Genomic DNA, 25182 nt, shown 5'->3' with positions numbered 1-25182 from the left:
GGGGCGCCGTACGGATCACCTGGGTATCCGTACGACCCCCTCCTGGATCACCGATACGGCCAGCCGCCCGTCCTGGGTGTAGATGCGGGCCTGCCCGAGTCCCCGGCCGCCGTGCGCGGACGGGGACTCCTGGTCGTACAGGAGCCATTCGTCGGCGCGGAACGGGCGGTGGAACCACATCGCGTGGTCCAGGGAGGCGCCGACGACGTCCCCGACCGCCCAGCCGCCGCGCCCGTGCGCGAGCAGGACGGAGTCCAGGAGCGTCATGTCGGAGACGTACGTGGCGAGGACGACGTGCAGCAGCGGTTCGTCGACCGCGCCGCCGAGCTTGCCGTTGGTGCGGAACCAGACCTGGGAGCGCGGTTCACGGGGCTCGCCGAACCGGCCGTACGGCGGCTCGTCGACGTAGCGCAGGTCGACCGCGGCGCGCGCCTCCAGCAGCCGCTCCACGACGTCGGGGGCGAGGTGGCCGTAGTCGCGCAGCCGGTCCTCGCCGGTCGGGAGCGTGACGGGGTCGGGTGCGGGCGGCATCGGCGCCTGGTGGTCGAGGCCCTCCTCGTACCGCTGGAAGGACGCGGACAGCGTGAAGATCGGTTTGCCGTGCTGGACGGCGACGACGCGGCGCGTGGTGAAGGAGCGGCCGTCGCGGAGCCGGTCGACGTCGTAGACGATGGGCGCGCCCGGGTCGCCCATGCGCAGGAAGTACGCGTGGAGCGAGTGGGCGGGCCGGTCCGGGGGGACCGTCCGGCCGGCCGCGACGAGTGCCTGGGCCGCCACCTGTCCGCCGAAGACGCGGGGGACGACGGCGGACCGGGACCGGCCGCGGAACATGTTCTCCTCGATCTGCTCGAGGTCGAGCAGATCGAGGAGATCCTGCAGTGCCTGGCTCATGGGACGAGTCTGTCAGCGAGGTGTGACAGCGGGGTGTACGCCGGTCACAGCCCCATGTCCTTGGCGATGATCGTCTTCATGATCTCGCTGGTGCCGCCGTAGATGCGGTTGACGCGGTTGTCCGCGTACAGACGGGCTATCGGGTACTCGTTCATGTAGCCGTAGCCGCCGTGCAGCTGGAGGCAGCGGTCGATCACGCGGTGCGCGACCTCGGTGCAGAACAGCTTGGCGCTCGCGGCCTCGGCCGGGGTCAGCTCGCCCGCGTCCAGGGCCTCCAGGGCGCGGTCGGCGACGGCCTCGGCGGCGTCCACCTCGGCCTGGCAGGCGGCCAGCTCGAACTTGGTGTTCTGGAAGTGGGCGACCGGCTTGCCGAAGACGACGCGCTCCCGCACGTAGTCCTTGGCGAACCCGACGGCGGCCTTGGCCTGCGCGTACGCGCCGTAGGCGATGCCCCAGCGCTCGGAGGGCAGGTTGGCGCCGAGGTAGTGGAAGCCCTTGTTCTCCTCGCCCAGCAGGTCCTCGGCCGGCACCTTCACGTCGACGAACGCCAGCTCGGCGGTGTCGGAGGTGCGCAGGCCGAGCTTGTCGAGCTTGCGGCCGACGGAGTAGCCCTCGGACTTCGTGTCCACGGCGAAGAGGGAGATGCCGTGGCGGCGGTCCTCGGCGGTCGGGGCGGCGGTGCGGGCGCAGACGATGACCTTGTCGGCGTGGACGCCGCCGGTGATGAAGGTCTTGGCGCCGTTGAGGACGTAGTGCGAGCCGTCCTCGGAGAGCTTCGCGGTGGTCTTCATGCCGGCGAGGTCGGAGCCGGTGCCCGGCTCGGTCATCGCGATGGCCCACATCTCCTCGCCGGAGACGAACTTCGGCAGGTACCGCTTCTTCTGCTCGTCGGTGGCGAGCATCTTGATGTACGGCAGGGCGAGCAGCACGTGCACGCCGGAGCCGCCGAAGGTGACGCCCGCGCGCGCGGTCTCCTCGTACTGGATCGCCTCGAACTTGTGGGTCTCCAGGCCGGCGCCGCCGTACTCCTCGGGGACGTTGATGCCGAACAGGCCCAGCTCGGCGAGCTTGTAGTAGAACTCGCGCGGCACCTGGCCGGCCGCGAACCACTCGTCGTGGACGGGGACGACCTCGGACCGGATGAAGTCCCGCAGGGTCTCCCGGAACGCCTCGTGGTCCTCGTTGAACACGGTACGGCGCACGCCGTCCACCTCCACTGCGTACGTTCGGGCACGTCTAAGCGCTTGCTCAGCCCAACCGTACCGGCCGGTACGAGAACCCGTCCAGACCCGTCCGGACCGGCCGTCCCGTAACGCTCGTCACGCCCCGGCCGCCGCGAAGGCCCCCTTCGCCATCCGGTGCAACAGGGCCGCCGTCGCGCCGCGCCCCGGCAGCGAGCCCGCACGCCCCAGGTGCGGTGTCGAGTTCAGCAGCCCGAAGACGGAGTGCACCGCCGAGCGGGCGGCGGGCTCGGACAGCTCCGGGTGGACCTCGCGGACGACCCCCACCCAGATCTCCACGTACTGCCGCTGGAGCTGGCGCACCAGCTTGCGGTCGCTGTCCCGGAGGCGGTCCAGCTCACGGTCGTGCAGAGTGATGAGAGGACGGTCGTCGAGCGCGAAATCTATGTGCCCCTCGATGAGCGAGTCGAGGACCTTCTCCGGGTCGCCCGCCGACTCGGCCAGCCGCCGCTTGCCCCCCGTCAGCAGTTGCCCGCTGATGCCGACCAGCAGCTCGGCGAGCATCGCGTCCTTGCCCGCGAAGTGCCGGTAGAGGCCGGGACCGCTGATACCGACGGCCGCCCCTATCTCGTCGACGCCGACGCCGTGGAAGCCGCGCTCGGCGAAGAGCCGGGCGGCCTCCTTGAGGATCTGTTCGCGGCGGGTGGGGGCGTCGGTTCTCGTGGCCATGAGAACAATTCTAGACAGGGAGGTTAGCGGTCGTTAACCTGAAGGGAATGCGTTAACGCTCATTAACAAAGTGAGGGGACCGCGGGATGGACCAGGCACCGGAGCTGACGACCGCGGCGGATCCCGCGTCGGACGCCTTTCGGGCCAACGAGGCCGCGCACCGCGCGCTCGGCGAGGAGCTGCGGGAGAAGCTGGCGGCCGCCCGGCTCGGCGGGGGCGAGAAGGCGCGCGAGCGGCACACCGCGCGCGGCAAACTGCTCCCGCGCGACCGCGTGGACACACTGCTCGACCCGGGCTCGCCCTTCCTGGAGCTGGCCCCGCTGGCGGCCGACGGGATGTACGACGGGCAGGCACCGGCCGCCGGGGTGATCGCGGGGATCGGGCGGGTCAGCGGCCGGGAGTGCGTGATCGTCGCCAACGACGCCACGGTCAAGGGCGGCACGTACTACCCGATGACGGTGAAGAAGCACCTGCGGGCCCAGGAGGTGGCGTACGAGAACCGCCTCCCCTGTGTGTACCTGGTGGACTCCGGGGGCGCGTTCCTGCCCCTCCAGGACGAGGTGTTCCCGGACCGCGAGCACTTCGGGCGGATCTTCTACAACCAGGCGCGGATGTCGGGCGCGGGCATCCCGCAGATCGCGGCCGTGATGGGCTCGTGCACGGCGGGCGGGGCGTACGTCCCGGCGATGAGCGACGAGGCCGTGATCGTGCGGAACCAGGGCACGATCTTCCTCGGCGGCCCGCCCCTGGTGAAGGCGGCGACCGGCGAGGTCGTGACCGCCGAGGAGCTGGGCGGCGGCGAGGTGCACGCGCGCGTGTCGGGTGTCACGGACCACCTCGCGGAGGACGACGCGCACGCCCTGCGGATCGTGCGGACCATCGTCTCCACGCTCCCCGCGCGCGGGCCGCTGCCCTGGGCGGTGGAGCCGTCCGTTGAGCCGAAGGTGGACCCGTACGGGCTGTACGGGGTGGTACCGGTGGACTCCCGCACCCCGTACGACGTGCGCGAGGTCATCGCGCGGGTGGTCGACGGCTCGCGGTTCGCGGAGTTCAAGGCCGAGTTCGGGCAGACGCTCGTGACGGGCTTCGCCCGCATCCACGGTCACCCGGTCGGCATCGTCGCCAACAACGGCATCCTGTTCTCCGAGTCGGCCCAGAAGGGCGCGCACTTCATCGAGCTGTGCGACCAGCGCGGCATCCCGCTGGTCTTCCTGCAGAACGTCTCCGGCTTCATGGTGGGCCGCACCTACGAGGCCGGCGGCATAGCGAAGCACGGCGCCAAGATGGTGACGGCGGTGGCCTGCACGCGCGTGCCGAAGCTGACGGTGGTGATCGGCGGTTCGTACGGCGCGGGCAACTACTCGATGTGCGGCCGGGCGTACTCCCCGCGCTTCCTGTGGATGTGGCCGGGCGCCAAGATCTCGGTCATGGGCGGCGAGCAGGCCGCGTCGGTCCTCGCCACCGTCAAACGGGACCAGCTCCAGGCGCGCGGCCAGGAGTGGACGGCCGAGGCGGAGGAGGACTTCAAGGCCCCGGTCCGCGCCATGTACGAGCGCCAGGGGAACGCGTACTACGCCACCGCCCGCCTCTGGGACGACGGCGTGATCGACCCGTTGGAGACCCGGCAGGTGCTGGGCCTGGCCCTGACCGCGTGTGCGGGCGCACCGCTCGGCGAGCCCGGCTTCGGCGTCTTCCGGATGTGAGGGGGGCCTGCAGACCATGACGACGACGATGTTCGAGACGGTGCTCGTCGCCAACCGGGGCGAGATCGCCGTACGGATCATCCGTACGCTCAGAGCGCTCGGTGTGCGTTCGGTGGCCGTGTACTCCGACGCCGACGCGGACGCCCGGCACGTCCGGGAGGCCGACACGGCGATACGCATCGGCCCGGCCCCCGCGGCCGAGAGCTACCTGTCGGTGGAGCGGCTGCTGGCCGCCGCCGCCCGCACCGGGGCGCAGGCCGTGCACCCGGGCTACGGCTTCCTCGCGGAGAACGCCGGCTTCGCGCGCGCGTGCGCCGACGCCGGGCTGGTCTTCGTCGGCCCGCCCGCGGAGGCGATCGCGCTGATGGGCGACAAGATCCGCGCCAAGGAGACCGTGCGGGAGGCCGGGGTGCCGGTGGTGCCCGGCTCCGGCGGCAGCGGGCTCAGCGACGCGGAACTGGCCGCGGCCGCCCGGGAGATCGGCATGCCGGTGCTGCTCAAGCCCAGCGCGGGCGGCGGCGGCAAGGGCATGCGGCTGGTGCGCGACGCGGACCGGCTGGCGGACGAGACGGCCGCCGCCCGCCGGGAGGCCCGCGCGTCCTTCGGGGACGACACGCTGCTCGTCGAGCGGTGGATCGACCGCCCCCGGCACATCGAGATCCAGGTCCTGGCGGACGGCCACGGGAACGTGATCCACCTCGGCGAGCGCGAGTGCTCCCTCCAGCGCCGCCACCAGAAGATCGTCGAGGAGGCGCCGAGCGTGCTGCTCGACGCCGCCACCCGGGCGGCGATGGGCGAGGCGGCGGTCCGCGCGGCCCGTTCCTGCGGGTACCGGGGCGCGGGCACGGTGGAGTTCATCGTCCCCGGTGACGATCCCTCGTCCCACTACTTCATGGAGATGAACACCCGCCTCCAGGTCGAGCACCCGGTGACCGAGCTGGTCACGGGCCTGGACCTGGTGGAGTGGCAGTTGCGGGTGGCGGCGGGCGAGCGGCTGCCGATCACCCAGGACGACGTGACGACGACCGGGCACGCCGTCGAGGCGCGGCTGTACGCGGAGACGTTGTCCGTCAAGGAGGGCGCGCGCGGCTTCCTGCCGTCGGGCGGCACGGTGCTCGCCCTGCACGAGCCCGAACGGGAGGGGATACGCACCGACTCGGGCCTCAGCGAGGGCACCGAGGTGAGCAGCCTCTACGACCCGATGCTCGCCAAGGTGATCGCGCACGGCCCGGACCGCGCGACCGCGCTGCGCAGGCTCCGCGCGGCCCTGGCGGAGACGGTCACGCTGGGCGTGCCGACGAACGCGGGCTTCCTGCGCCGCCTCCTCGCGCACCCGGCCGTGGTGGCGGGCGAGCTGGACACCGGGCTCGTGGAGCGGGAGACGGACTCCCTGGTGCCCGACGGGGTGCCCGTGGAGGTGTACGAGGCGGCGGCCGCCGTACGGCTGGACGCGCTGCGGCCGCGGGGCGACGGCTGGACGGACCCGTTCTCGGTGCCGGACGGCTGGCGGCTCGGGGGCGAGCCGAGGCCGGCCGCCTTCTGGCTGCGGGTGCCGGGCACGGACCCGGTGCGGCACGTCCCGCGCGGCACCCACACCGTGACGGACGACCGGGTCTCGGTCACCCTGGACGGCGTCCGTCACACCTTCCACCGGGCCGGTGACTGGCTGGCCCGCGAGGGCGACGCGTGGGAGGTGCGCGACCACGACCCCGTGGCCGCCTCGCTCACCGGGGCCGGCGCGGGCGGCGCGGGCTCCCTGACCGCGCCCATGCCCGGCACGGTGACCGTCGTGAAGGTGGCCGTCGGCGACGAGGTGGCCGCCGGGCAGAGCCTGCTGGTGGTCGAGGCGATGAAGATGGAGCACGTCATCTCCGCGCCGCACGCCGGCACCGTCGCCGAGCTGGAGGTCGCCCCGGGCACGACCGTCGCGATGGACCAGGTCCTCGCGGTGATCGCACCGCACCACGAGGAGGCGGAGGCATGACGACCCGGGAACTGCCCATGACCGTGCCGTCCGAAGGCCTGCCCGCGCGCGTGCGCATCCACGAGGTCGGCCCCCGGGACGGCCTGCAGAACGAGAAGGGCACCGTCCCCACGGCGGTCAAGGCGGAGTTCGTCCGCCGGCTGGCCGCCGCGGGCCTGACGACCATCGAGGCCACGAGCTTCGTCCACCCGGAGTGGGTGCCCCAGCTGGCGGACGCGGAGCAGCTGTTCCCGCTCGTCGCCGGTCTCCCGGTGGCGCTCCCGGTCCTCGTCCCCAACGAACGCGGCCTGGACCGCGCCCTGTCCCTGGGGGCGAGCCGGATCGCGGTCTTCGCCAGCGCCACCGAGTCCTTCGCCAAGGCCAACCTCAACCGGACCGTCGACGAGGCACTGGCCATGTTCGAGCCGGTGGTGGCCCGCGCCAGGGCGGCGGGCGCCCATGTGCGCGGCTATCTCTCCATGTGCTTCGGCGACCCGTGGGAGGGCCCGGTGCCGGTCCCGCAGGTCGTACGGGTGTGCAAGGCGCTGACGGACATGGGCTGCGACGAGCTGAGCCTCGGCGACACGATCGGCGTGGCGACGCCGGGCCACGTTGGGGCACTGCTGACGGCGCTGGCCGGGGCGGGCGTGCCCGCCCCGGTGATCGGCGTCCACTTCCACGACACCTACGGCCAGGCGCTGGCCAACACGTATGCGGCCCTGCAGCACGGCGTCACGACCGTCGACGCCTCCGCGGGCGGCCTCGGCGGCTGCCCCTACGCCAGGTCCGCCACCGGCAATCTCGCCACCGAGGACCTCGTGTGGATGCTGCGGGGCCTCGGCATCGACTCGGGGGTCGACCTCGGCCGTCTCACCGCGACGAGCGTGTGGATGGCCGGGCAGTTGGGCCGGCCCAGCCCGTCCCGCACGGTAAGAGCCCTTTCGCAGCAGCAGGAGCAGTGACAGCGATGGATCACAACCTCACCCCGGAACTGCAGGAACTGCGCCGCACTGTGGAGCGGTTCGCCCACGACGTGATAGCCCCCCGGATCGGCGCCCTCTACGAGCGCCACGAGTTCCCGTACGAGATCGTCAGGGAGATGGGCCGCATGGGCCTGTTCGGGCTGCCGTTCCCGGAGGAGTACGGCGGCATGGGCGGCGACTACCTGGCGCTGGGCATCGTGCTGGAGGAGCTGGCCCGCGTGGACTCCTCGGTGGCGATCACGCTGGAGGCGGGGGTCTCGCTGGGCGCGATGCCGATCTACCTCTTCGGCACGGAGGCGCAGAAGCGCACCTGGCTGCCGCGCCTGTGCACGGGCGAGATCCTGGGCGCGTTCGGCCTGACGGAGGCGGACGGGGGCTCGGACGCGGGCGCGACCCGCACCACGGCCCGGCTGGACGAGTCGACGAACGAATGGGTGATCAACGGCACCAAGTGCTTCATCACCAACTCCGGCACGGACATCACGGGCCTGGTGACGGTGACGGCGGTGACGGGCCGTTCCCCGGAGGGCAAGCCGCTGATCTCCTCGATCATCGTCCCCTCGGGTACGCCCGGCTTCACGGTCGCGGCCCCCTACTCGAAGGTCGGCTGGAACGCCTCGGACACCCGTGAGCTCACCTTCTCGGACGTGCGGGTCCCGGCGGAGAACCTGCTGGGCAAGGAGGGCCGGGGCTACGCGCAGTTCCTCCGCATCCTCGACGAGGGCCGTATAGCGATCTCGGCACTCGCCACGGGCCTGGCCCAGGGCTGTGTGGACGAGTCGGTCAAGTACGCGAAGGAGCGGCACGCCTTCGGCCGCCCGATCGGGTCCAACCAGGCCATCCAGTTCAAGATCGCCGACATGGAGATGAAGGCGCACACGGCCCGCCTGGCGTGGCGGGACGCGGCCTTCCGGCTGGTCGCCGGGGAGCCCTTCAAGAAGGAGGCGGCGCTCGCCAAGCTGTACTCCAGCACCGTCGCGGTGGACAACGCCCGTGACGCCACCCAGATCCACGGCGGCTACGGCTTCATGAACGAGTACCCGGTGGCCCGCATGTGGCGCGACAGCAAGATCCTGGAGATCGGCGAGGGCACGAGCGAGGTGCAGCGGATGCTGATCGCCCGGGAGATGGGGCTGGCGGGCTGAGACGCCCTCCCCGCACGGCCACCGGGGCGGCCCCTCGGATCCGGGCCGCGGGAGACAGGACCCGGGGGCGGCACCACGGCGCCCCCGGGTCCGTTTTCATGCCCTTCCGAGCCATGGAAAGGTTAGGCTAACCTTCGTTTCCATTGCCGTCCTTCACCGCCCCGCCCCCTCCTCCGACCTCCACCCAGGACCACAGATGACCACGGCCGTAGTCACCCCGTTCCGCTTCTTCTCCCTGCAGGTCACCCGGACGGAGCGGCTCGGCCCGTCCCTCGTCCGCGTCACCTTCGCCGGCCCCGACCTGCTCGGCTTCCACTCCGACGGCCGGGACCAGTCCCTGTCGCTGTTCCTGCCGCACCCGGGACAGCCCGAGCCCGTCGTGCCGATGGAGTACGGGGACCAGTGGTGGCAGGCCTGGCGCGAACTCCCCGAGGACGTACGGGCCGTGATGCGCTCGTACACGCTGCGGGCGCTGCGCCGGGACGCGGACGGCGACACCGCCGAGATCGACATCGACTTCGTGCTGCACGGGGTCGGGCCGGGGGCGGGCGCCCCCGCCGGCCCCGCCTCCCGCTGGGCGGCCACGGCCGCCCCCGGCGACCGCGTCGCGCTGATCGGCCCCGCGGTCGCCGACAACCGGGCGATCCGGTTCCGCCCGCCGGAGGGCACCGACCTGGTGCTCATGTGGGGCGACGAGACGGCCCTGCCCGCCGCCTCCGCGATCCTGGAGTCCCTGCCGCCGGGCCTGCGTGCCCGCGTGTGGCTGGAGGTGCAGCACGCGGAGGACATCCAGGAGCTGACCACCGCGGCGGACGTCGAGATCACCTGGCTGGTGCGCGCCGCCGGCGCCCCCGCGGCGCTCGACGAGATCCGCGACGCCCGGCTTCCGTACGCGGAGCGCCCGTACGCCTGGATCGCCGGTGAGGCGGGGCGGGTCAAGGAGCTGCGCCGCCATCTCGTGCGTGAGCGCTGCGTCGACAGGCGGGCCGTGACCTTCGTCGGGTACTGGCGCGAGGGCCTGACGGAGGAGCAGCTGCGCGCACGGGGTGAGTGAGCGCGCCCGGGCCGCGTGACCGCGAGACGCACGGGAGCGACGTGACGGCGGTCACGGATGGGGCGCGTTTCGGCGACGTAACGTTAGGTTAGGCTTGCCTAAGTTGAAGCCGCGCGACTTCGTCCCCACCCCGTCCCGCACGGACTGTCTCCCACCCGGAGGACCCCCACCATGCGCTCGCACCTGCTCAATGACACGACCGCGGAGCAGTACCGCCGCTCCGTGACCGAAGGCGTGGAGCGGGTGGCGGCCAAACTCGCCACCACCGACCGGCCGTTCACCGGTGTCACCGTCGACGCCCTCGCCCCCCGCATCGAGCAGATCGACCTCGACCGCCCCCTCAACGACACCACCGCGGTCCTGGACGAGCTGGAGGACGTCTACCTCCGGGACGCGATCTACTTCCACCACCCCCGTTACCTCGCTCATCTCAACTGCCCCGTCGTCATCCCGGCAATCCTCGGCGAGGCGATCCTCTCCGCCGTGAACTCCTCCGTGGACACCTGGGACCAGTCGGCGGGCGGCACCCTCATCGAGCGCCGGCTCGTCGACTGGACCGCCGGGCGCATCGGCCTCGGCCCGGCCGCCGACGGCGTGTTCACCTCCGGCGGCACCCAGTCCAACCTCCAGGCACTGCTGCTGGCCCGGGAGGAGGCCAAAAGCGGTGACCTCGCGAAACTGCGCGTCTTCGCCTCCGAGGTCAGCCACTTCAGCGTGAAGAAGTCCGCGAAACTGCTGGGCCTCGCCCCCGACGCGGTGATCTCCGTACCGGTCGACCAGAACAAGCGGATGCAGACGGTCGCCCTCGCCCGCGAGCTGGAACGCTGCCACCGGGACGGCCTCGTCCCCATGGCCGTCGTCGCCACCGCCGGCACCACCGACTTCGGCTCCATCGACCCGCTCCCCGAGATCGCCGAGCTGTGCGCCCGGTCCGGGACGTGGATGCACGTGGACGCGGCCTACGGCTGCGGGCTGCTCGTCTCGCCGGCGCGCCGCCACCTCCTCAAGGGCATCGAGCGCGCCGACTCGGTGACCGTCGACTACCACAAGTCCTTCTTCCAGCCGGTCAGTTCCTCCGCCGTGCTGGTCCGCGACGCCGCCACGCTGCGCCACGCCACCTACCACGCGGACTACCTCAACCCGCGCCGCATGGTGCAGGAGCGCATCCCCAACCAGGTCGACAAGTCCCTGCAGACCACCCGCCGCTTCGACGCGCTGAAACTGTGGGTGACACTGCGCACGATGGGCGCCGACGGCATCGGCCGGCTCTTCGACGAGGTGTGCGACCTGGCGGAGGAGGGCTGGAAGCTGCTCGCCGCCGACCCGCGCTTCGACGTGGTGGTCGAGCCGAGCATCTCCACGCTCGTCTTCCGCTACATACCCGAGGCCGTCACCGACCCGGCCGAGATCGACCGCGCCAACCTGTACGCCCGCAAGGCGCTGTTCGCCTCCGGTGACGCGGTGGTCGCGGGCACCAAGGTGGGCGGCCGCCACTACCTGAAGTTCACCCTGCTCAACCCCGAGACCACGGCCGACGACATCGCGGCCGTCCTCGACCTCATCGCCGGCCACGCCGAGCAGTACCTGGGAGACTCCCTTGACCGCGCTTCCTGAACGCACCGCACCCGTGAGCGGCGTCCACGACTTCGTGGGCATCGGCCTCGGCCCCTTCAACCTCGGGCTGGCCTGCCTCACCGAGCCGATCGCCGAGCTCGACGGGGTGTTCCTGGAGTCCAAGCCGGACTTCGAGTGGCACCGGGGCATGTTCCTCGACGGCGCCCACCTCCAGACCCCGTTCATGTCGGACCTGGTGACACTCGCCGACCCGACGTCCCCGTACTCCTTCCTCAACTACCTCAAGGAGCGCGGGCGGCTGTACTCGTTCTACATCCGCGAGAACTTCTACCCGCTGCGCGTCGAGTACGACGACTACTGCCGCTGGGCCGCGTCGAAACTGGGCAGCATCCGCTTCGACACGACGGTCACCGAGGTCACCCACGACGCGGCGGACGAGCTGTACACCGTCCGCACGGAGGCCGGCGACACCTACCGCGCCCGCCACCTCGTCCTCGGCACCGGCACGGTCCCGTACATCCCCGAGGCCTGCCGGGACCTGGGCGGCGACTTCTTCCACAACGCGCGGTACACGGACCGCAAGGCGGAGCTGCAGACGAAGAAGTCGATCACGATCGTGGGCAGCGGCCAGAGCGCCGCGGAGATCTACCACGAACTGCTCGCCGAGATCGACACGCACGGCTACCAGCTGAACTGGGTGACGCGCTCCCCGCGCTTCTTCCCCCTCGAGTACACCAAGCTGACGCTGGAGATGACGTCCCCGGACTACATCGACTACTTCCGCGCGCTGCCCGAGGAGACCCGCTACCGGCTGGAGAAGGAGCAGAAAGGCCTGTACAAGGGCATCAACTCGGACCTCATCGACTCGATCTTCGACCTGCTCTACCAGAAGAACGTCGAGAGCGGCGGCCGTCCGGTCCCCACCCGGCTGCTCAGCAACTCGACGCTGAACACCGCCCGGTACGAGGACGGCGTCTACCACCTGGGCTTCCGCCAGGACGAGCAGGGCAAGGACTTCGAGATCACCACCGAGGGCCTGGTCCTCGCGACCGGCTACCACTACCGGCGGCCGGCCTTCCTGGAGCCCGTCCGCGACCGCCTGCGCCTCGACGGCCACGGCCGCTTCGACGTGGCCCGCAACTACGCCGTCGACGTGACGGGCCGGGGGATCTTCCTCCAGAACGCGGGCGTCCACACCCACTCGGTCACCTCGCCCGACCTGGGCATGGGCCCCTACCGCAACAGCTGCATCATCCGCGAGCTGCTCGGCACCGAGTACTACCCCGTGGAGAAGACGATCGCGTTCCAGGAGTTCGCCGTATGAGCGCCACCGGTATAGGCACGTTCACGTTCCGCCCCTTGGACCCCACGAAGGACGCCGAGCTGCTGCACGACTGGGTGACCCACCCCAAGTCGGCGTTCTGGATGATGCAGAACGCGAAACTGGAGGACGTCGAGCGGGCCTACATGGAGATCGCCGCCGACGAGCACCACCACGCGTACCTCGGCCTGCACGACGGCGAGCCCGCCTTCCTGATGGAGCGGTACGACCCGGCCCAGCGCGAGCTGGCCGGTCTGTACGAGCCCGAGCCGGGCGACGTCGGCATGCACTTCCTGGTGGCGCCGACCGACACCCCCGTCCACGGGTTCACCAAGGCGGTCATCACCGCGGTGATGGACGAACTCTTCGCCGACCCGCGGACCCGGCGGGTCGTCGTCGAACCCGATGTACGCAACAAAGCGGTGCACGCGCTCAACGAGGCCGTCGGCTTCGTGCCCGCGCGCGAGATCGACAAGCCGGAGAAGCGCGCGCTGCTCAGCTTCTGCACCCGCGAGGACTTCCTCGCCGCCCGAGGAGTGGCCGTATGACCCTGTCCGACGCCGTGGCGCACCTGTCTCCCGACCGCTGGGCGCGGGCCAACCGCCTGCTGATCCGCAAGGCGCTCGCCGAGTTCACGCACGAGCGGCTGATCACCCCGGAGCCCCTGGGCGAGGAACGGGAGAACCGGTACCTCGTCCGCAGCGACGACGGCCGCATCGAGTACGCCTTCACCGCCGTCCGGCGCGCCCTGGACCACTGGCAGGTCGACGCGGACTCCATCACCCGGCACCGCGACGGCACCGAACTCCCCCTCGCGGCCCTGGACTTCTTCATCGAGCTGAAGGAGTCGCTCGGCCTGAGCGACGAGATCCTGCCCGTCTACCTGGAGGAGATCTCCTCCACCCTCTCGGGCACCTGCTACAAGCTCACCAAGCCCCAGGTCCCGGTCGCCGAGCTGGCGGCGAGCGGCTTCCAGGCCATCGAGACCGGGATGACCGAGGGCCACCCGTGCTTCGTCGCGAACAACGGACGGCTCGGCTTCGACATCGGCGAGTACCGCGCGTACGCCCCCGAGGCCGCGAACCCGGTCAGGCTGGTCTGGCTGGCGGCGCACCGCTCCCGGGCCGCGTTCACCGCCGGCGTGGGCATCGAGTACGAGACGTTCCTCCGCGACGAGCTGGGCGCGGAGACCGTCGACCGCTTCCACGCCGTCCTGCGCGAGCAGGACCTCGACCCGGCCGACTACCTGTTCATCCCGGTCCACCCCTGGCAGTGGTGGAACAAACTCACGGTCACCTTCGCCGCCGAGGTCGCCCGCCGCAACCTGGTCCTGCTGGGCGAGGGCGACGACGAGTACCTGGCCCAGCAGTCGATACGCACCTTCTTCAACACCTCGCACCCCGCGAAGCACTACGTCAAGACGGCGCTCTCGGTGCTCAACATGGGCTTCATGCGCGGACTGTCCGCCTCCTACATGGAGGCCACCCCGGCGATCAACGACTGGCTCGCCCAGCTGATCGAGGGCGACCCGGTGCTGAAGTCGACGGGCCTGTCCGTCATCCGCGAGCGCGCCGCGGTCGGCTACCGGCACCTGGAGTACGAGGCCGCCACGGACAAGCACTCCCCGTACCGCAAGATGCTGGCCGCGCTGTGGCGCGAGAGCCCGGTGCCCTCGCTCCAGGACGGCGAGTCGCTCGCCACCATGGCGTCCCTGCTCCACGTCGATCACGAGGGCCGCTCCTTCGCGGCCGCGCTGATCGAGCGCTCCGGGCTCACCCCCGAGGAGTGGCTCTCCCGCTACCTGCGGGCGTACTTCGTGCCGCTGCTGCACAGCTTCTACGCGTACGACCTCGTCTACATGCCGCACGGCGAGAACGTCATCCTCGTACTGAAGAACGGCGCCGTGGAGCGCGCGGTCTACAAGGACATCGCCGAGGAGATCGCGGTGATGGACCCGGACGCGGTGCTCCCGCCCGAGGTCGCCCGCATCCGGGTCGACGTCCCCGAGGACAAGAAGCTGCTGTCGATCTTCACCGACGTCTTCGACTGCTTCTTCCGCTTCCTCGCCTCGAACCTCGCCGCCGACGGCGTCATGGAGGAGGAGACCTTCTGGCGCACGGTCGCGCGGTCCGTCCGCGACTACCAGGAGGCGGCACCGGAGCTGGCCCACCGGTTCGAGCAGTACGACATGTTCGCCCCGGAGTTCGCCCTGTCCTGCCTGAACCGGCTCCAGCTGCGCAACAACAAGCAGATGGTCGACCTGGCGGACCCGTCGGGCGCCCTCCAGCTCGTCGGGAACCTGAAGAACCCGATCGCGGGGCTGTAGGACCCGGGGCCGCGGCCACGGAACGGGCGGGCACCTCGGAGTACGGTCCTCCGAGGTGCCCGCCGTCATCCGGGAACGCGTCCGTGCCGTACGGTCACCGGTCGGGCCAGGGCACGTCCGGCGCCCGGTGGTAGCCGATGCCCAGCGCGTCCCAGCGCGGGCCCTGTGCCGCGAGCCGCTCCCGGTAGGCGTCCCAGCCGTGCGTGGACGCCGGCGACCAGCCCAGCTCGGCCACGCCCGCGAGCCGCGGGAACGCCATGTACTCGAGGTCCCGCGAGTCGTCGAGCGTCTCGGTCCACAGCGGCGCCTCGACCCCCCGGACGGCCGACGCCGGAACGCCCGGCAGATAGCTGCCCGGGTCCCAGTCGTACGACCGCCGCACGTCGACGAGACCGGCCCAGTCCAGGCCGAGCGGAGTGTCCTCGTCGTACTTCATGTCGAGGTAGGACCGGTCGGCGGGCGAGACGATCACCCCCGTGCCGTTCCGTGCCGCCGCCGCGACCTGCTCCTTCTCCTCCACGGTCGCGCGGTCCGTCCCCCAGTACTGCACGAGCGCGCCGGGCGCGGGCCCCGCCCCGGCGAGCTGGTGCCAGCCGATCACGGTCTTCCCGTACTTCGCGACGACCGGCTGCACCCGGTCCATGAACGCCACGTAGTCCCCGTGGCTGGTGGAGTGCGCCTCGTCGCCGCCGATGTGCAGGTAGCGGCCCGGCGTGAGCGCGGCCAGCTCCCGGACCACGTCGTCCACGAAGTCGTACGTGACCTCCTTGCCGACGCACAGCGAGCTGAAGCCGACCTCGGTGCCGGTGTACAGCGGGGGTGCCACGCCGTCGCAGTTCAGTTCCGGGTACGAGGCGAGGGCCGCGTTGGTGTGGCCGGGCATGTCGATCTCGGGGACGACCTCCAGGTGGCGGGCGGCCGCGTACCGCACGATCTCCCGGTAGTCGTCCTTGGTGTAGTGGCCGCCCGGGCCGCCGCCGACCTCCGTCGAGCCGCCGTACGCGGCGAGCCTCGGCCAGGAGTCGATCGCGATGCGCCAGCCCTGGTCGTCGCTGAGGTGCAGGTGCAGCTTGTTGAGCTTGTAGAGGGCGAGCTGGTCGATGTACCGCTTGACCTCGTCCACGGAGAAGAAGTGCCGGGAGACGTCGAGCATCGCGGCGCGCCAGGCGTAGCGCGGGGTGTCCTCGATGGTGCCGCCCGCGACGAGCCACGGGCCCGGCTGCCGGGAGTCCTCCTCGACGGCCGCGGGTAACAGCTGGCGCAGGGTCTGCACCCCGTGGAACAGCCCGGCGGGTTCGCGCGCCGAGATGGTCACCCCGCGCCGGCCGCTGTCGAGGCGGTAGCCCTCGTCACCGAGGGAGGCGTCCCCGCCGCGCAGGGTCAGCCGGATGGCGCCGCCGTCCCGGTCCCGGCGGTCCGTCACGGGCAGCCGGTAGCCGGTCGAGGGCCGCAGGACGTCCGCGAGGTAGCCGCCGATCCGGCGCACCTCCCACGAGTCGTCCACCTGGATGCGGGTGTCCCCGGTGATGCGGTACGGCGCGCCGCCCGCCGTCACGGAGGCGGGGGCCGGGATCACCCGGTCCAGCGAAGTGGTGTCCGCGCGGTCCGGCGCCGCGGGCACCGGGGGTGCCGCGCCGACGGCCAAGACCCCGGACGCCGCCACGAGCAGCAGCGTCCCGAGAAGGCGAGTCGTTCTGCGGTGCTGTTTCACCTGCGCTCCCTCCTGTACGTCCTTCTGGGCGTCACCCATCCCCCGAATGGGTATAGACCACTCTCCCGCAGCACCGATGGGAGAATCACCCCCATGGCGGAAATCATCCAGCGGGACGGCACATGGGCCTTCGACGGTGACGCGCTGCGGATCACCCCGGGCCGCGACAAGAACGTGAGCCTGCTGCGCAAGACGCTGGGTGAACTGACCGTGCCGCTGGGAGCGTTGGCGGGCGTCTCGTTCGAGCAGGGCAGGAAGTCGGGCCGGCTGCGGCTGCGGCTGCGGGACGGCGCCGATCCGCTGCTGCAGGCGACCGGGGGCCGGCTCACCGAGGGCAACGACCCCTACCAGCTCATCGTCGAGTCGGACCGGTACGGCGTCGCCGAGTACGTCGTGGACGAGATCCGCGGCGCCCTCTTCCTCGACCAGGTCCCCGCCGACGCCGTCGACGCGTACCTGCTGCCGGGGCCCGCCGTCCCGCTCTCCGTCTCCGCCGGGGACGGCACGGCGAGCTTCGACGGCGAGCACGTACGGCTGGAGTGGAACTGGAAGACGGAGGACGCGAAGGCCGCCGCCGGTGCCCGCACCCTCGCGCTCGGCGACATCCAGGCCGTGGAGTGGCAGCCGGCGGTCGGCCTGGACAACGGCCACCTGCGCTTCTCCGTGCGCAACGCGCCCACCAAGGCCCCGCCGAAGTACGACCCCAACTCCGTGGAGCTGTGGGGCTTCAAGAAGGACCCGCTGATGGCCCTGGTCGCGGCGGCGGTCCAGGCGCGGCTCCCGCACCCGGCGGCACCGGCCCCCGCGCCCGTGCCCGTGCCGCCCCGGGACCGCAAGCCCCTCCCGCCGCCCCCGCCCGCACCGGCCCCCGAGGACGACCACGACGCCCTGCTGCGCCGACTTCGCGAACTGGGCGAACTGCACAAGTCGGGCGTACTGACGGACGAGGAGTTCACCCTGGCCAAGCAGGCGGTCCTCAAGCGCATGTGACACCGCACACCGGTCCTCCACCACCCCTCCGCCTCCCCTCCCTCGCCCGCCTGCCCGATATCGGGCAGATTTCTTGCGAAACGGCCCCCTGGTACCTCAGGATCATCGAGTGCACGACGAACTCGTTGATCACCTGACGCGGTCCACGCCCCTCAGCCGGGGCGAGGCGGCGCGCGTGGTCCAGGACGTGCTCGCCTACTTCGACGAGACGACCGAGGAGTTCGTCCGCCGACGCCACCGCGAGCTCCAGGCCCAGGGCCTGGTGAACGCGGAGATCTTCGAACGGATCGGGACGGACCTCACGTACCGCGCGGTCGCACCGCCGGAGCTCACCCTCCGGCAGCTGCGCCGCATCGTCTACGGCTGAGGACCGGGCCCCTACGGGGAGACAAGGAAAGAACGATATGTGCGGAATCGTCGGTTACATCGGCAAGCGCGATGTGGCGCCCCTGCTACTGGAGGGTCTGCAGCGGCTGGAGTACCGCGGCTACGACTCCGCGGGCATCGTCGTCACCACCCCCAAGTCGTCCGGGCTGAAGATGGTCAAGGCCAAGGGCCGCGTCCGTGACCTGGAGGCGAAGGTCCCCGCGCGCTTCAAGGGCACCACCGGCATCGCCCACACCCGCTGGGCCACCCACGGCGCCCCCTCCGACGTGAACGCCCACCCGCACATGTCGGCGGACAACAAGGTCGCCGTCGTCCACAACGGCATCATCGACAACGCCTCCGAGCTGCGGAGGAAGCTGGAGGCGGAGGGCGTCACCTTCCTCTCCGAGACCGACACCGAGGTCCTCACCCACCTCATCGCCCGCTCCCGGGCCGAGAAGCTGGAGGACAAGGTCCGCGAGGCGGTGCGCCTGGTCGAGGGCACGTACGGCATCGCCGTGCTGCACGCCGACTTCCCCGAGCGCATCGTGGTGGCCCGCAACGGCTCCCCGGTCGTCCTCGGCATCGGCGAGAAGGAGATGTTCGTCGCCTCGGACATCGCCGCCCTGGTCACCCACACCCGGCAGATAGTGACCCTCGACGACGGCGAGATGGCCACCCTCAAGGCGGACGACTTCCGCACGTACACCACCGAGGGCACCCGCACGACGTCCGAGCCGACCACCGTGGAGTGGGAGGCCGCCTCGTACGACATGGGCGGCCACGACACCTACATGCACAAGGAGATCCACGAGCAGGCCGAGGCGGTGGACCGCGTGCTGCGCGGCCGCATCGACGACCGCTTCTCCACCGTGCACCTGGGCGGCCTCAACCTGGACGCCCGCGAGGCCCGCCGGATCCGCCGGGTGAAGATCCTCGGCTGCGGCACCTCGTACCACGCGGGCATGATCGGCGCCCAGATGATCGAGGAGCTGGCGCGCATCCCCGCCGACGCCGAGCCGGCCTCCGAGTTCCGCTACCGCAACGCCGTCGTCGACCCCGACACCCTGTACGTCGCGGTCTCCCAGTCCGGTGAGACGTACGACGTGCTGGCCGCCGTGCAGGAGCTCAAGCGCAAGGGCGCCCGGGTCCTCGGCATCGTCAACGTGGTCGGCTCGGCGATCGCCCGCGAGGCCGACGGCGGCATGTACGTGCACGCCGGACCCGAGGTCTGCGTCGTCTCCACCAAGTGCTTCACCAACACCACGGTCGCCTTCGCGCTGCTGGCGCTGCACCTCGGCCGCACCCGTGACCTGTCGGTCTCCGACGGCAAGCGGATCATCGAGGGCCTGCGCAAGCTGCCCGCGCAGATCGACGAGATGCTGAAGCAGGAGGAGCAGATCAAGGAGCTGGCCGCGGAGTACGCCGAGGCCCGCTCGATGCTCTTCATCGGCCGGGTCCGGGGCTACCCGGTGGCCCGCGAGGCCTCGCTGAAGCTGAAGGAGGTCTCCTACATCCACGCCGAGGCCTACCCGGCCTCCGAGCTCAAGCACGGCCCGCTGGCGCTGATCGAGCCCGCCCTGCCGACGGTGGCGATCGTCCCGGACGACGACCTGCTGGAGAAGAACCGCGCGGCCCTGGAGGAGATCAAGGCCCGCAGCGGCAGGATCCTCGCGGTGGCCCACCAGGAGCAGGAGAAGGCCGACCGGACGATCGTCGTCCCGAAGAACGAGGACGAGCTCGACCCGATCCTCATGGGCATCCCGCTGCAGCTCCTCGCCTACCACACGGCGCTGGCGCTGGGCCGGGACATCGACAAGCCGCGCAACCTCGCCAAGTCGGTGACGGTGGAGTAGGACTCCCGCGCCGGCCCGCGCGACGCGCCTCGCGGACGGATGGGAACGACCCCCTGTGTGCCACCCGCACAGGGGGTCGTTCCGTGTGGGACCGGGACCGCCCAATGCCCCGGCCCGCCGGGGGTGCCTCAGCCGGTGGCCGTCACTCCCCGGCCGGCTCCTTCCCGTCGCGCCCGTGTCGCGTTCTCGCCGTGCGGATGCACGTGCGGATGCTCGGTGACCGATATATGCCCTTCACAAACACACAAACACCTGTACGCGTCAGTAGGTTCGCCAATGGCTCGAAAGCGCGACGAGAAGTGTGACGAGAGCTCAGGGAATGACGATCACGGGGCGCTGCGCGCGCCGGGCGAGACGGCCGGCGACCGAGCCGAAGATGCGGCCGACGATGCCGTGCGTGGAACCGACGACGATGGCGTCCGCCTCGTACTCCCGGCCCACCTCTTCGAGTTCGTGGCAGATGTCGCCGCCGCGCTCCACCAGGATCCAGGGGACCTCGGCGAGATGGTCCGCGCAGGCCAGCTCCAGACCGAGCACCTCGGTGCGGTGGTCGGGCACGTCGACGAAGACGGGCGGCTCGCAGCCCGCCCACACCGTGGTCGGCAGCCGGTTGGCCACGTGCACGATGATCAGACCGGCGCCGGAACGGCGGGCCATGCCGATGGCGTAGGCGAGGGCGCGTTCGCTGGACGTCGAGCCGTCGAAGCCGACGACGACGCCGTGTTTGAAGGCGGGGTCGCACGCGGGGCGCGACTCCTCCGCCGCCAGGGGATCGGCCGCCGTCGGGTCGGCGACCGGCCGCTTGCGGTCAGCGGGATCGAAGAATTCGTGACCGGCCATGGGTGTCTCGGCGTTCGGATCCTCGGTGGGTGGGACAACAGTGTGCGGCGGAGCTGTGTCCGGGAATCATCTTCCCAACCCCATACCCCCAAGGGTACGGCGGCACGCCTCCTTGAGCCCAGACCCGCGCACGCCGCACGGGGGTTCCCCGGAGCATGCACGAGCGGACGCCCGTAACGCAATGGTTGCTGCCTCGTACAGGCGGTTCGCACAGGGTTCACCGATCATCGGCACACTGTGTCCGTGGAGGCAGGAGGGACGGTGAGCGGAGCACGCACCGCGGTGACGGCCGCTCCCGCCTCGCGGAGGCGAGCGTTGCGGCGCGCTCCCGTGCGCCCGGTCCCGCGCCCCCGGACACGCCCGGCCGCGCGGCCCGGCAGTGACCGACCGGTCGAACAGGCGTTGAACCCGGGTAAGCCATCCGCACCGAGAGGACGCCGTGCCGTGCCCGGACATCGGACCGCATCCCGGCCCGCCTCCCCCGCCCCGGGGCCCGCGGAACCCCCCGCCGTGGACACCGCGAGCGACGTCATCCGCTGGGCGGCGTTCAGCTGCGTGCTCGTCCCCGTGACCCTCGTCTGGTACGGCACCTCGCTGGCGGGCGCGGCCGGGACGGCCCTGGGTCTCGCGGCCGTCACCGGGGTCTGCCGGCTGCTGCTGCGGCAGTCGGAGCGAGTGGCGGCGCGGTCACTCGCGGAAAAGGCCGTTCCGCACCGCGGCCGGCATGGCAGAAGCGGTGCCGGGGCACACCGAGGTGGGCGTCGTTCCGGGGGTCATACTTCGGTCGACTGACCGGTATGCGCACACGCTTCCGCTTCTTTTCAGCCAACTTCACCTTCCTGGGCATGCCTTGCGGTAACACCCCCCCTCCCCACCCCCGACCTGCGCTGAAAGGGGCCCGCCGGGCGCGCACACCCTACGGGGACCGGCCACCGCGACAAGGCGCACTTCCCTGAGCGTCGCGTGGGTGCAACGCTTCGTGATCGAATGCTTCACGCCAAGTTGCCATGTCGACAATGTGCCGGGTGGAGAACTGGTCACGCCGGTACGCCACGACACAGTAGATTCGATCTTGACTGTCTTTACGGCGGGGGACTCGTGCAGGACCGAGGGGAAACGTGCAGGAGCGACACAACCGAGGAGCCGCGACCACCGAGGGGGGCTTAGCAGCATGAGCCACGACTCCACTGCCGCGCCGGACGCAGCGGCCCGGAAACTCTCCGGGCGACGTCGCAAGGAGATCGTCGCGGTGCTGCTGTTCAGCGGCGGCCCGATCTTCGAGAGTTCCATACCTCTGTCGGTGTTCGGCATCGACCGCCAGGACGCCGGGGTACCGCGCTACCGACTGCTCGTGTGCGCCGGCGAGGACGGCCCGCTGCGCACCACGGGAGGACTCGAACTCACCGCACCGAACGGACTGGAGGCGATCGCCCGGGCGGGCACCGTCGTCGTGCCCGCCTGGCGGTCGATCACCTCACCGCCACCGGAGGACGCGCTCGACGCGCTGCGCCGGGCGCACGAGGAGGGTGCCCGGATCGTCGGGCTGTGCACCGGCGCCTTCGTCCTGGCCGCCGCCGGCCTGCTGGACGGACGCCCGGCCACCACGCACTGGATGTACGCGCCCACGCTGGCCAAGCGCTACCCGTCCGTCCACGTGGACCCGCGTGAGCTGTTCGTGGACGACGGGGACGTCCTGACCTCCGCGGGCACGGCGGCGGGCATCGACCTCTGCCTCCACATCGTGCGCTCGGACCACGGAAGCGAGGCCGCGGGCGCGCTCGCCCGCCGGCTGGTGGTCCCGCCGCGCCGCAGCGGCGGCCAGGAGCGCTATCTCGACCGCTCTTTACCCGAGGAGATCGGCGCCGATCCGCTCGCCGAGGTCGTCGCCTGGGCGCTGGAGCACCTCCACGAGCAGTTCGACGTGGAGACGCTCGCGGCGCGCGCGTACATGAGCCGGCGCACCTTCGACCGCAGGTTCCGCTCACTGACGGGGAGCGCTCCCCTGCAGTGGCTGATCACCCAGCGGGTGCTCCAGGCCCAGCGGCTGCTGGAGACGTCGGACTACTCGGTGGACGAGGTGGCGGGCCGCTGCGGCTTCCGCTCGCCGGTGGCCCTGCGCGGCCACTTCCGCCGGCAGCTGGGGTCGTCCCCGGCGGCGTACCGGGCGGCGTACCGCGCCCGGCGGCCACAGGGCGACAAGCCCGACATGCCGGACGGCGCACCGGGAGCCTCGGGGCCGGGCGGTCCGCCGTCGATGCCGCAGGAGGCCGCGCCGGTGCCGTTCCAGACCCGCCGCACGGCGGCCGCGGGCGCCCTGGCCGGGGCGGGCTCGCTCTCCGCGGAGGGCGCCAAGCCTGAGCTCTACGCGACGGGCCGCCTGCCCGGCCAGCGCAGCGCCCCGTAGCGCGAACGGCACCCGCAGACCGTACGGCCCGGCACCGCCCCGAACCCCGGACGCGGCACCGGGCCGTACGGCTCGCACGGGCCCCTCGCCGGCCGCCCACGCGCAGGCCCCGTCCCGCCCCCAGGCGCACGGCCGGGCCGGACCGCTCGGGTGGGCCGTAAGGTGAGACACATGAACGATCGCATGGTGTGGATCGACTGCGAGATGACCGGGCTCTCGCTGTCCGACGACGCTCTCATCGAGGTGGCCGCGCTGGTCACCGACTCGGAGCTGAACGTGCTCGGCGAGGGCGTGGACATCGTGATCCGCCCGCCGGACGCGGCCCTGGAGACGATGCCCGAGGTGGTGCGGCAGATGCACACCGCGTCGGGCCTGCTGGCCGAGCTGCCGGGCGGGACGACCCTCGCGGACGCCGAGGAGCAGGTGCTCTCCTATGTACGGGAGCACGTCAAGGAACCGGGCAAGGCCCCGCTGTGCGGCAACTCGGTCGGCACGGACCGCGGCTTCCTGTTCCGTGACATGCCGACCCTGGAGGACTACCTCCACTACCGGATCGTGGACGTCAGCTCGGTCAAGGAGCTGGCCCGCCGCTGGTACCCGCGGGCGTACTTCAACAGTCCCGAGAAGAACGGCAACCACCGCGCGCTCGCCGACATCCGCGAGTCGATCGCCGAGCTGCGCTACTACCGCGAGGCGATCTTCGTCCCCCAGCCCGGTCCCGACTCGGACACGGCCAGGACGATCGCCGCGAAGCACGTCCTGCCTGCGCAGTAGCCCGCCCGGACGGCCCCGCCCGGCCCCACGGAAAGCCGGGCGCGAGCACCCCTTCGGACCCTGTACACTTTTTCTCGGCCGGTCGGTGAACCGCACGGAGAACCGCCGGTCATGGTGGGTGTAGCTCAGCTGGTAGAGCACCTGGTTGTGGTCCAGGATGTCGCGGGTTCAAGTCCCGTCACTCACCCTGATCGATGAAGGGCCGACTCGCGGAAGCGAGTCGGCCCTTCATCGTCTCCCGGCGGTCCCGGGTCTCGGGCCTCAGGACGAAGCCCGCGCCACCAGCTCCGTCGGCAGCACCACCTGGCGCCGCTCCAGCCCCCGCGACACCGCCGGGCGCCGGTCCGCGATCTCGTCCAGGAGGAGGCCGAGCATGGCACGGCCCATCTCCTCTATGGGCTGGCGGACGCTGGTCAGCGGCGGATCCATGTGGCGGGCGATCGCCGAGTCGTCGTACCCGACGAGCGCCACGTCGTCGGGTATGCGGCGGCCGGCCTCGCGGAGCACCTGACGGGCCCCCGCCGCCATCACGTCCGACTCGGCGAAGACCGCGTCCAGGTGCGGACAGCGTTCGAGCAGCTCGGTCATCGCCCGGCGGCCGCCCGCCTCCGTGAAGTCCCCCGGCACGATCAGCCGCTCGTCCACCTCGCGGCCCGCGGCGAGCAGCGCGTCCCGGTAGCCCTCGATGCGCCGCTGGGCACCGTACACGTCGAGGCGGCCGGTGATCGTCGCGATCGTCGACCGGCCGCGGGCCATCAAATGCTCCACCGCCGAGCGGCCCCCGCCGTAGTTGTCGGAGTCCACCGACGGCAGCGTCTCGTGCTCCGAGCGCGGGCCGCTGATCACCGCGGGGATCTCCAGCTGGCCCAGCAGATCGGGCAGCGGATCGTGGGCGTGCACCGAGACCAGCAGGACGCCGTCCACCCGGTGCGCCGCGAGGTACTGGGCCAGCCGGCGCCGCTCCCGGTCGCTGCCCGCGAAGATCAGCAGCAGCTGCATCTCGGTCTCCGACAGCGCGGCGCCCACGCCCCGGAGCATGTCGGAGAAGTACGGCTCCGCGAAGAACCGGGTCTCCGACTCGGGCACCACCAGGGCGATCGCGTCCGTGCGGTTGGCGGCCAGCGCGCGGGCGGCCGTGTTCGGGACGTAACCGAGCTCCGCCACCGCCGCCTCGACCGCCGCCCGGGTCGCGTCGCTGACCCGGGGCGAGCCGTTGATCACTCGGGAGACGGTGCCGCGGCCGACACCGGCCCGTGCGGCGACCTCCTCCAGCGTCGGCCGCCCGCCGCTCCGGCCCCGCCCACCGTGACCTGCCATGGTCGCCTCCTGTCGCACCCCGCTGGCGTGGAATCTAACAGTCCCGGCCCTCG

21 protein-coding genes and 1 tRNA gene are annotated in these 25182 nt (G+C 71.6%); 16 read left to right on the top strand and 6 right to left on the bottom strand.

Features of this window, described 5'->3' with window-relative positions; all coding sequences use genetic code 11:
- Positions 1 to 15 precede the first annotated feature (15 nt).
- The 3 genes from IEZ04_RS12600 to IEZ04_RS12590 form a co-directional block, all read right to left on the bottom strand.
- The gene (locus IEZ04_RS12600; protein WP_189216882.1) at positions 16 to 891 is read right to left on the bottom strand and encodes an acyl-CoA thioesterase; all 876 of its coding nucleotides are present in this window, start codon (positions 889 to 891) and stop codon (positions 16 to 18) included.
- Between the two features lie 44 nt (positions 892 to 935).
- Entirely contained in the window at positions 936 to 2093 is a 1158-nt protein-coding gene (locus IEZ04_RS12595) for an acyl-CoA dehydrogenase family protein (RefSeq protein ID WP_189216881.1), read from the bottom strand.
- A 117-nt stretch (positions 2094 to 2210) separates the two neighbouring features.
- Positions 2211 to 2801 (bottom strand): SACE_7040 family transcriptional regulator, encoded by a 591-nt coding sequence (locus tag IEZ04_RS12590; protein WP_189216880.1) that lies wholly within the window; start codon positions 2799 to 2801, stop codon positions 2211 to 2213.
- 86 nt (positions 2802 to 2887) lie between these two features.
- On the opposite strand from IEZ04_RS12590, the gene IEZ04_RS12585 reads away from it, so the two are divergent.
- The 9 genes from IEZ04_RS12585 to IEZ04_RS12545 all read left to right on the top strand — a co-directional run bounded on the left by IEZ04_RS12585 (position 2888) and on the right by IEZ04_RS12545 (position 14871).
- Positions 2888 to 4504: a carboxyl transferase domain-containing protein gene (locus IEZ04_RS12585; protein WP_189216879.1), complete on the top strand. Its 1617-nt coding sequence runs from the start codon at positions 2888 to 2890 to the stop codon at positions 4502 to 4504.
- A 28-nt stretch (positions 4505 to 4532) separates the two neighbouring features.
- Positions 4533 to 6488, top strand: coding sequence for an acetyl/propionyl/methylcrotonyl-CoA carboxylase subunit alpha (locus tag IEZ04_RS12580; RefSeq protein ID WP_189217142.1), 1956 nt, complete (start codon positions 4533 to 4535; stop codon positions 6486 to 6488).
- Positions 6485 to 7429, top strand: coding sequence for a hydroxymethylglutaryl-CoA lyase (locus IEZ04_RS12575; protein ID WP_189216878.1), 945 nt, complete (start codon positions 6485 to 6487; stop codon positions 7427 to 7429). Before IEZ04_RS12580 ends, IEZ04_RS12575 begins: the two co-directional genes overlap by 4 nt.
- A 5-nt stretch (positions 7430 to 7434) precedes the next feature.
- Complete coding sequence (locus tag IEZ04_RS12570) at positions 7435 to 8595, top strand: acyl-CoA dehydrogenase family protein (protein WP_189216877.1); 1161 nt, start codon at positions 7435 to 7437, stop codon at positions 8593 to 8595.
- 196 nt (positions 8596 to 8791) lie between these two features.
- Positions 8792 to 9649 carry a siderophore-interacting protein gene (locus IEZ04_RS12565; protein ID WP_189216876.1) on the top strand — a complete coding sequence of 286 codons (858 nt, stop codon included), beginning with the start codon at positions 8792 to 8794 and terminating at the stop codon, positions 9647 to 9649.
- Between the two features lie 171 nt (positions 9650 to 9820).
- On the top strand, positions 9821 to 11263 hold the full coding sequence (gene desA / locus IEZ04_RS12560; RefSeq protein ID WP_189216875.1) for a lysine decarboxylase DesA: 1443 nt from the start codon (positions 9821 to 9823) through the stop codon (positions 11261 to 11263).
- Complete coding sequence (locus IEZ04_RS12555; RefSeq protein WP_189216874.1) at positions 11247 to 12548, top strand: lysine N(6)-hydroxylase/L-ornithine N(5)-oxygenase family protein; 1302 nt, start codon at positions 11247 to 11249, stop codon at positions 12546 to 12548. Before desA ends, IEZ04_RS12555 begins: the two co-directional genes overlap by 17 nt.
- Positions 12545 to 13093 carry a GNAT family N-acetyltransferase gene (locus IEZ04_RS12550; protein WP_189216873.1) on the top strand — a complete coding sequence of 183 codons (549 nt, stop codon included), beginning with the start codon at positions 12545 to 12547 and terminating at the stop codon, positions 13091 to 13093. The genes IEZ04_RS12555 and IEZ04_RS12550 overlap by 4 nt, the downstream gene beginning before the upstream one ends.
- Positions 13090 to 14871: an IucA/IucC family protein gene (locus IEZ04_RS12545; protein WP_189216872.1), complete on the top strand. Its 1782-nt coding sequence runs from the start codon at positions 13090 to 13092 to the stop codon at positions 14869 to 14871. The genes IEZ04_RS12550 and IEZ04_RS12545 overlap by 4 nt, the downstream gene beginning before the upstream one ends.
- 94 nt (positions 14872 to 14965) lie before the next feature.
- Here IEZ04_RS12545 and IEZ04_RS12540 read toward each other — a convergent pair whose 3' ends face one another.
- Entirely contained in the window at positions 14966 to 16621 is a 1656-nt protein-coding gene (locus tag IEZ04_RS12540; RefSeq protein WP_189216871.1) for a beta-N-acetylhexosaminidase, read from the bottom strand.
- 54 nt (positions 16622 to 16675) lie between these two features.
- On the opposite strand from IEZ04_RS12540, the gene IEZ04_RS12535 reads away from it, so the two are divergent.
- The 3 genes from IEZ04_RS12535 (at position 16676) to glmS (ending at position 19794) form a co-directional block, all read left to right on the top strand.
- Positions 16676 to 17572 carry a DUF4429 domain-containing protein gene (locus tag IEZ04_RS12535; protein ID WP_189216870.1) on the top strand — a complete coding sequence of 299 codons (897 nt, stop codon included), beginning with the start codon at positions 16676 to 16678 and terminating at the stop codon, positions 17570 to 17572.
- A gap of 109 nt (positions 17573 to 17681) precedes the next feature.
- Positions 17682 to 17939, top strand: a complete 258-nt coding sequence (locus IEZ04_RS12530; protein ID WP_189216869.1) for a hypothetical protein — start codon at positions 17682 to 17684, stop codon at positions 17937 to 17939.
- A gap of 37 nt (positions 17940 to 17976) precedes the next feature.
- Positions 17977 to 19794: a glutamine--fructose-6-phosphate transaminase (isomerizing) gene (gene glmS, locus IEZ04_RS12525; RefSeq protein WP_189216868.1), complete on the top strand. Its 1818-nt coding sequence runs from the start codon at positions 17977 to 17979 to the stop codon at positions 19792 to 19794.
- Positions 19795 to 20106: 312 nt separating this feature from the next.
- On the opposite strand, the gene IEZ04_RS12520 is transcribed toward glmS, so the two are convergent.
- Complete coding sequence (locus IEZ04_RS12520; protein WP_189216867.1) at positions 20107 to 20634, bottom strand: universal stress protein; 528 nt, start codon at positions 20632 to 20634, stop codon at positions 20107 to 20109.
- A 510-nt stretch (positions 20635 to 21144) separates the two neighbouring features.
- Here IEZ04_RS12520 and IEZ04_RS12515 point away from each other — a divergent pair.
- The 4 genes from IEZ04_RS12515 (at position 21145) to IEZ04_RS12500 (ending at position 23999) form a co-directional block, all read left to right on the top strand.
- Positions 21145 to 21426, top strand: coding sequence for a hypothetical protein (locus IEZ04_RS12515; RefSeq protein ID WP_189216866.1), 282 nt, complete (start codon positions 21145 to 21147; stop codon positions 21424 to 21426).
- A 379-nt stretch (positions 21427 to 21805) separates the two neighbouring features.
- The gene (locus tag IEZ04_RS12510; RefSeq protein ID WP_189216865.1) at positions 21806 to 23038 is read left to right on the top strand and encodes a helix-turn-helix domain-containing protein; all 1233 of its coding nucleotides are present in this window, start codon (positions 21806 to 21808) and stop codon (positions 23036 to 23038) included.
- Between the two features lie 171 nt (positions 23039 to 23209).
- On the top strand, positions 23210 to 23812 hold the full coding sequence (gene orn, locus IEZ04_RS12505) for an oligoribonuclease (protein WP_189216864.1): 603 nt from the start codon (positions 23210 to 23212) through the stop codon (positions 23810 to 23812).
- A gap of 114 nt (positions 23813 to 23926) precedes the next feature.
- Positions 23927 to 23999, top strand: a tRNA-His gene (locus tag IEZ04_RS12500).
- Between the two features lie 74 nt (positions 24000 to 24073).
- Here the strand turns inward: IEZ04_RS12500 and IEZ04_RS12495 are convergent.
- A complete protein-coding gene (locus IEZ04_RS12495) occupies positions 24074 to 25129 on the bottom strand; it encodes a LacI family DNA-binding transcriptional regulator (protein WP_189216863.1) in 1056 nt (351 codons plus the stop codon).
- Positions 25130 to 25182: the final 53 nt, after the last annotated feature.

It is taken from the genome of Streptomyces ruber, assembly GCF_014648075.1.
Classification (GTDB): Bacteria; Actinomycetota; Actinomycetes; order Streptomycetales; family Streptomycetaceae; genus Streptomyces; species Streptomyces ruber.
This window is presented reverse-complemented; position numbering and strand designations above follow the sequence as displayed.

What these genes read in the sequence shown, in the direction of transcription:
- IEZ04_RS12600 (WP_189216882.1), bottom strand. Translation starts at nt 891, where the DNA reads ATGAGCCAGGCACTGCAGGATCTCCTCGATCTGCTCGACCTCGAGCAG.
- IEZ04_RS12590 (WP_189216880.1), bottom strand. Translation starts at nt 2,801, where the DNA reads ATGGCCACGAGAACCGACGCCCCCACCCGCCGCGAACAGATCCTCAAG.
- IEZ04_RS12585 (WP_189216879.1), top strand. Translation starts at nt 2,888, where the DNA reads ATGGACCAGGCACCGGAGCTGACGACCGCGGCGGATCCCGCGTCGGAC.
- IEZ04_RS12580 (WP_189217142.1), top strand. Translation starts at nt 4,533, where the DNA reads ATGTTCGAGACGGTGCTCGTCGCCAACCGGGGCGAGATCGCCGTACGG.
- IEZ04_RS12575 (WP_189216878.1), top strand. Translation starts at nt 6,485, where the DNA reads ATGACGACCCGGGAACTGCCCATGACCGTGCCGTCCGAAGGCCTGCCC.
- IEZ04_RS12570 (WP_189216877.1), top strand. Translation starts at nt 7,435, where the DNA reads ATGGATCACAACCTCACCCCGGAACTGCAGGAACTGCGCCGCACTGTG.
- IEZ04_RS12565 (WP_189216876.1), top strand. Translation starts at nt 8,792, where the DNA reads ATGACCACGGCCGTAGTCACCCCGTTCCGCTTCTTCTCCCTGCAGGTC.
- desA (WP_189216875.1), top strand. Translation starts at nt 9,821, where the DNA reads ATGCGCTCGCACCTGCTCAATGACACGACCGCGGAGCAGTACCGCCGC.
- IEZ04_RS12550 (WP_189216873.1), top strand. Translation starts at nt 12,545, where the DNA reads ATGAGCGCCACCGGTATAGGCACGTTCACGTTCCGCCCCTTGGACCCC.
- IEZ04_RS12545 (WP_189216872.1), top strand. Translation starts at nt 13,090, where the DNA reads ATGACCCTGTCCGACGCCGTGGCGCACCTGTCTCCCGACCGCTGGGCG.
- IEZ04_RS12540 (WP_189216871.1), bottom strand. Translation starts at nt 16,621, where the DNA reads ATGGGTGACGCCCAGAAGGACGTACAGGAGGGAGCGCAGGTGAAACAG.
- IEZ04_RS12535 (WP_189216870.1), top strand. Translation starts at nt 16,676, where the DNA reads ATGGCGGAAATCATCCAGCGGGACGGCACATGGGCCTTCGACGGTGAC.
- glmS (WP_189216868.1), top strand. Translation starts at nt 17,977, where the DNA reads ATGTGCGGAATCGTCGGTTACATCGGCAAGCGCGATGTGGCGCCCCTG.
- IEZ04_RS12520 (WP_189216867.1), bottom strand. Translation starts at nt 20,634, where the DNA reads ATGGCCGGTCACGAATTCTTCGATCCCGCTGACCGCAAGCGGCCGGTC.
- IEZ04_RS12510 (WP_189216865.1), top strand. Translation starts at nt 21,806, where the DNA reads ATGAGCCACGACTCCACTGCCGCGCCGGACGCAGCGGCCCGGAAACTC.
- orn (WP_189216864.1), top strand. Translation starts at nt 23,210, where the DNA reads ATGAACGATCGCATGGTGTGGATCGACTGCGAGATGACCGGGCTCTCG.
- IEZ04_RS12495 (WP_189216863.1), bottom strand. Translation starts at nt 25,129, where the DNA reads ATGGCAGGTCACGGTGGGCGGGGCCGGAGCGGCGGGCGGCCGACGCTG.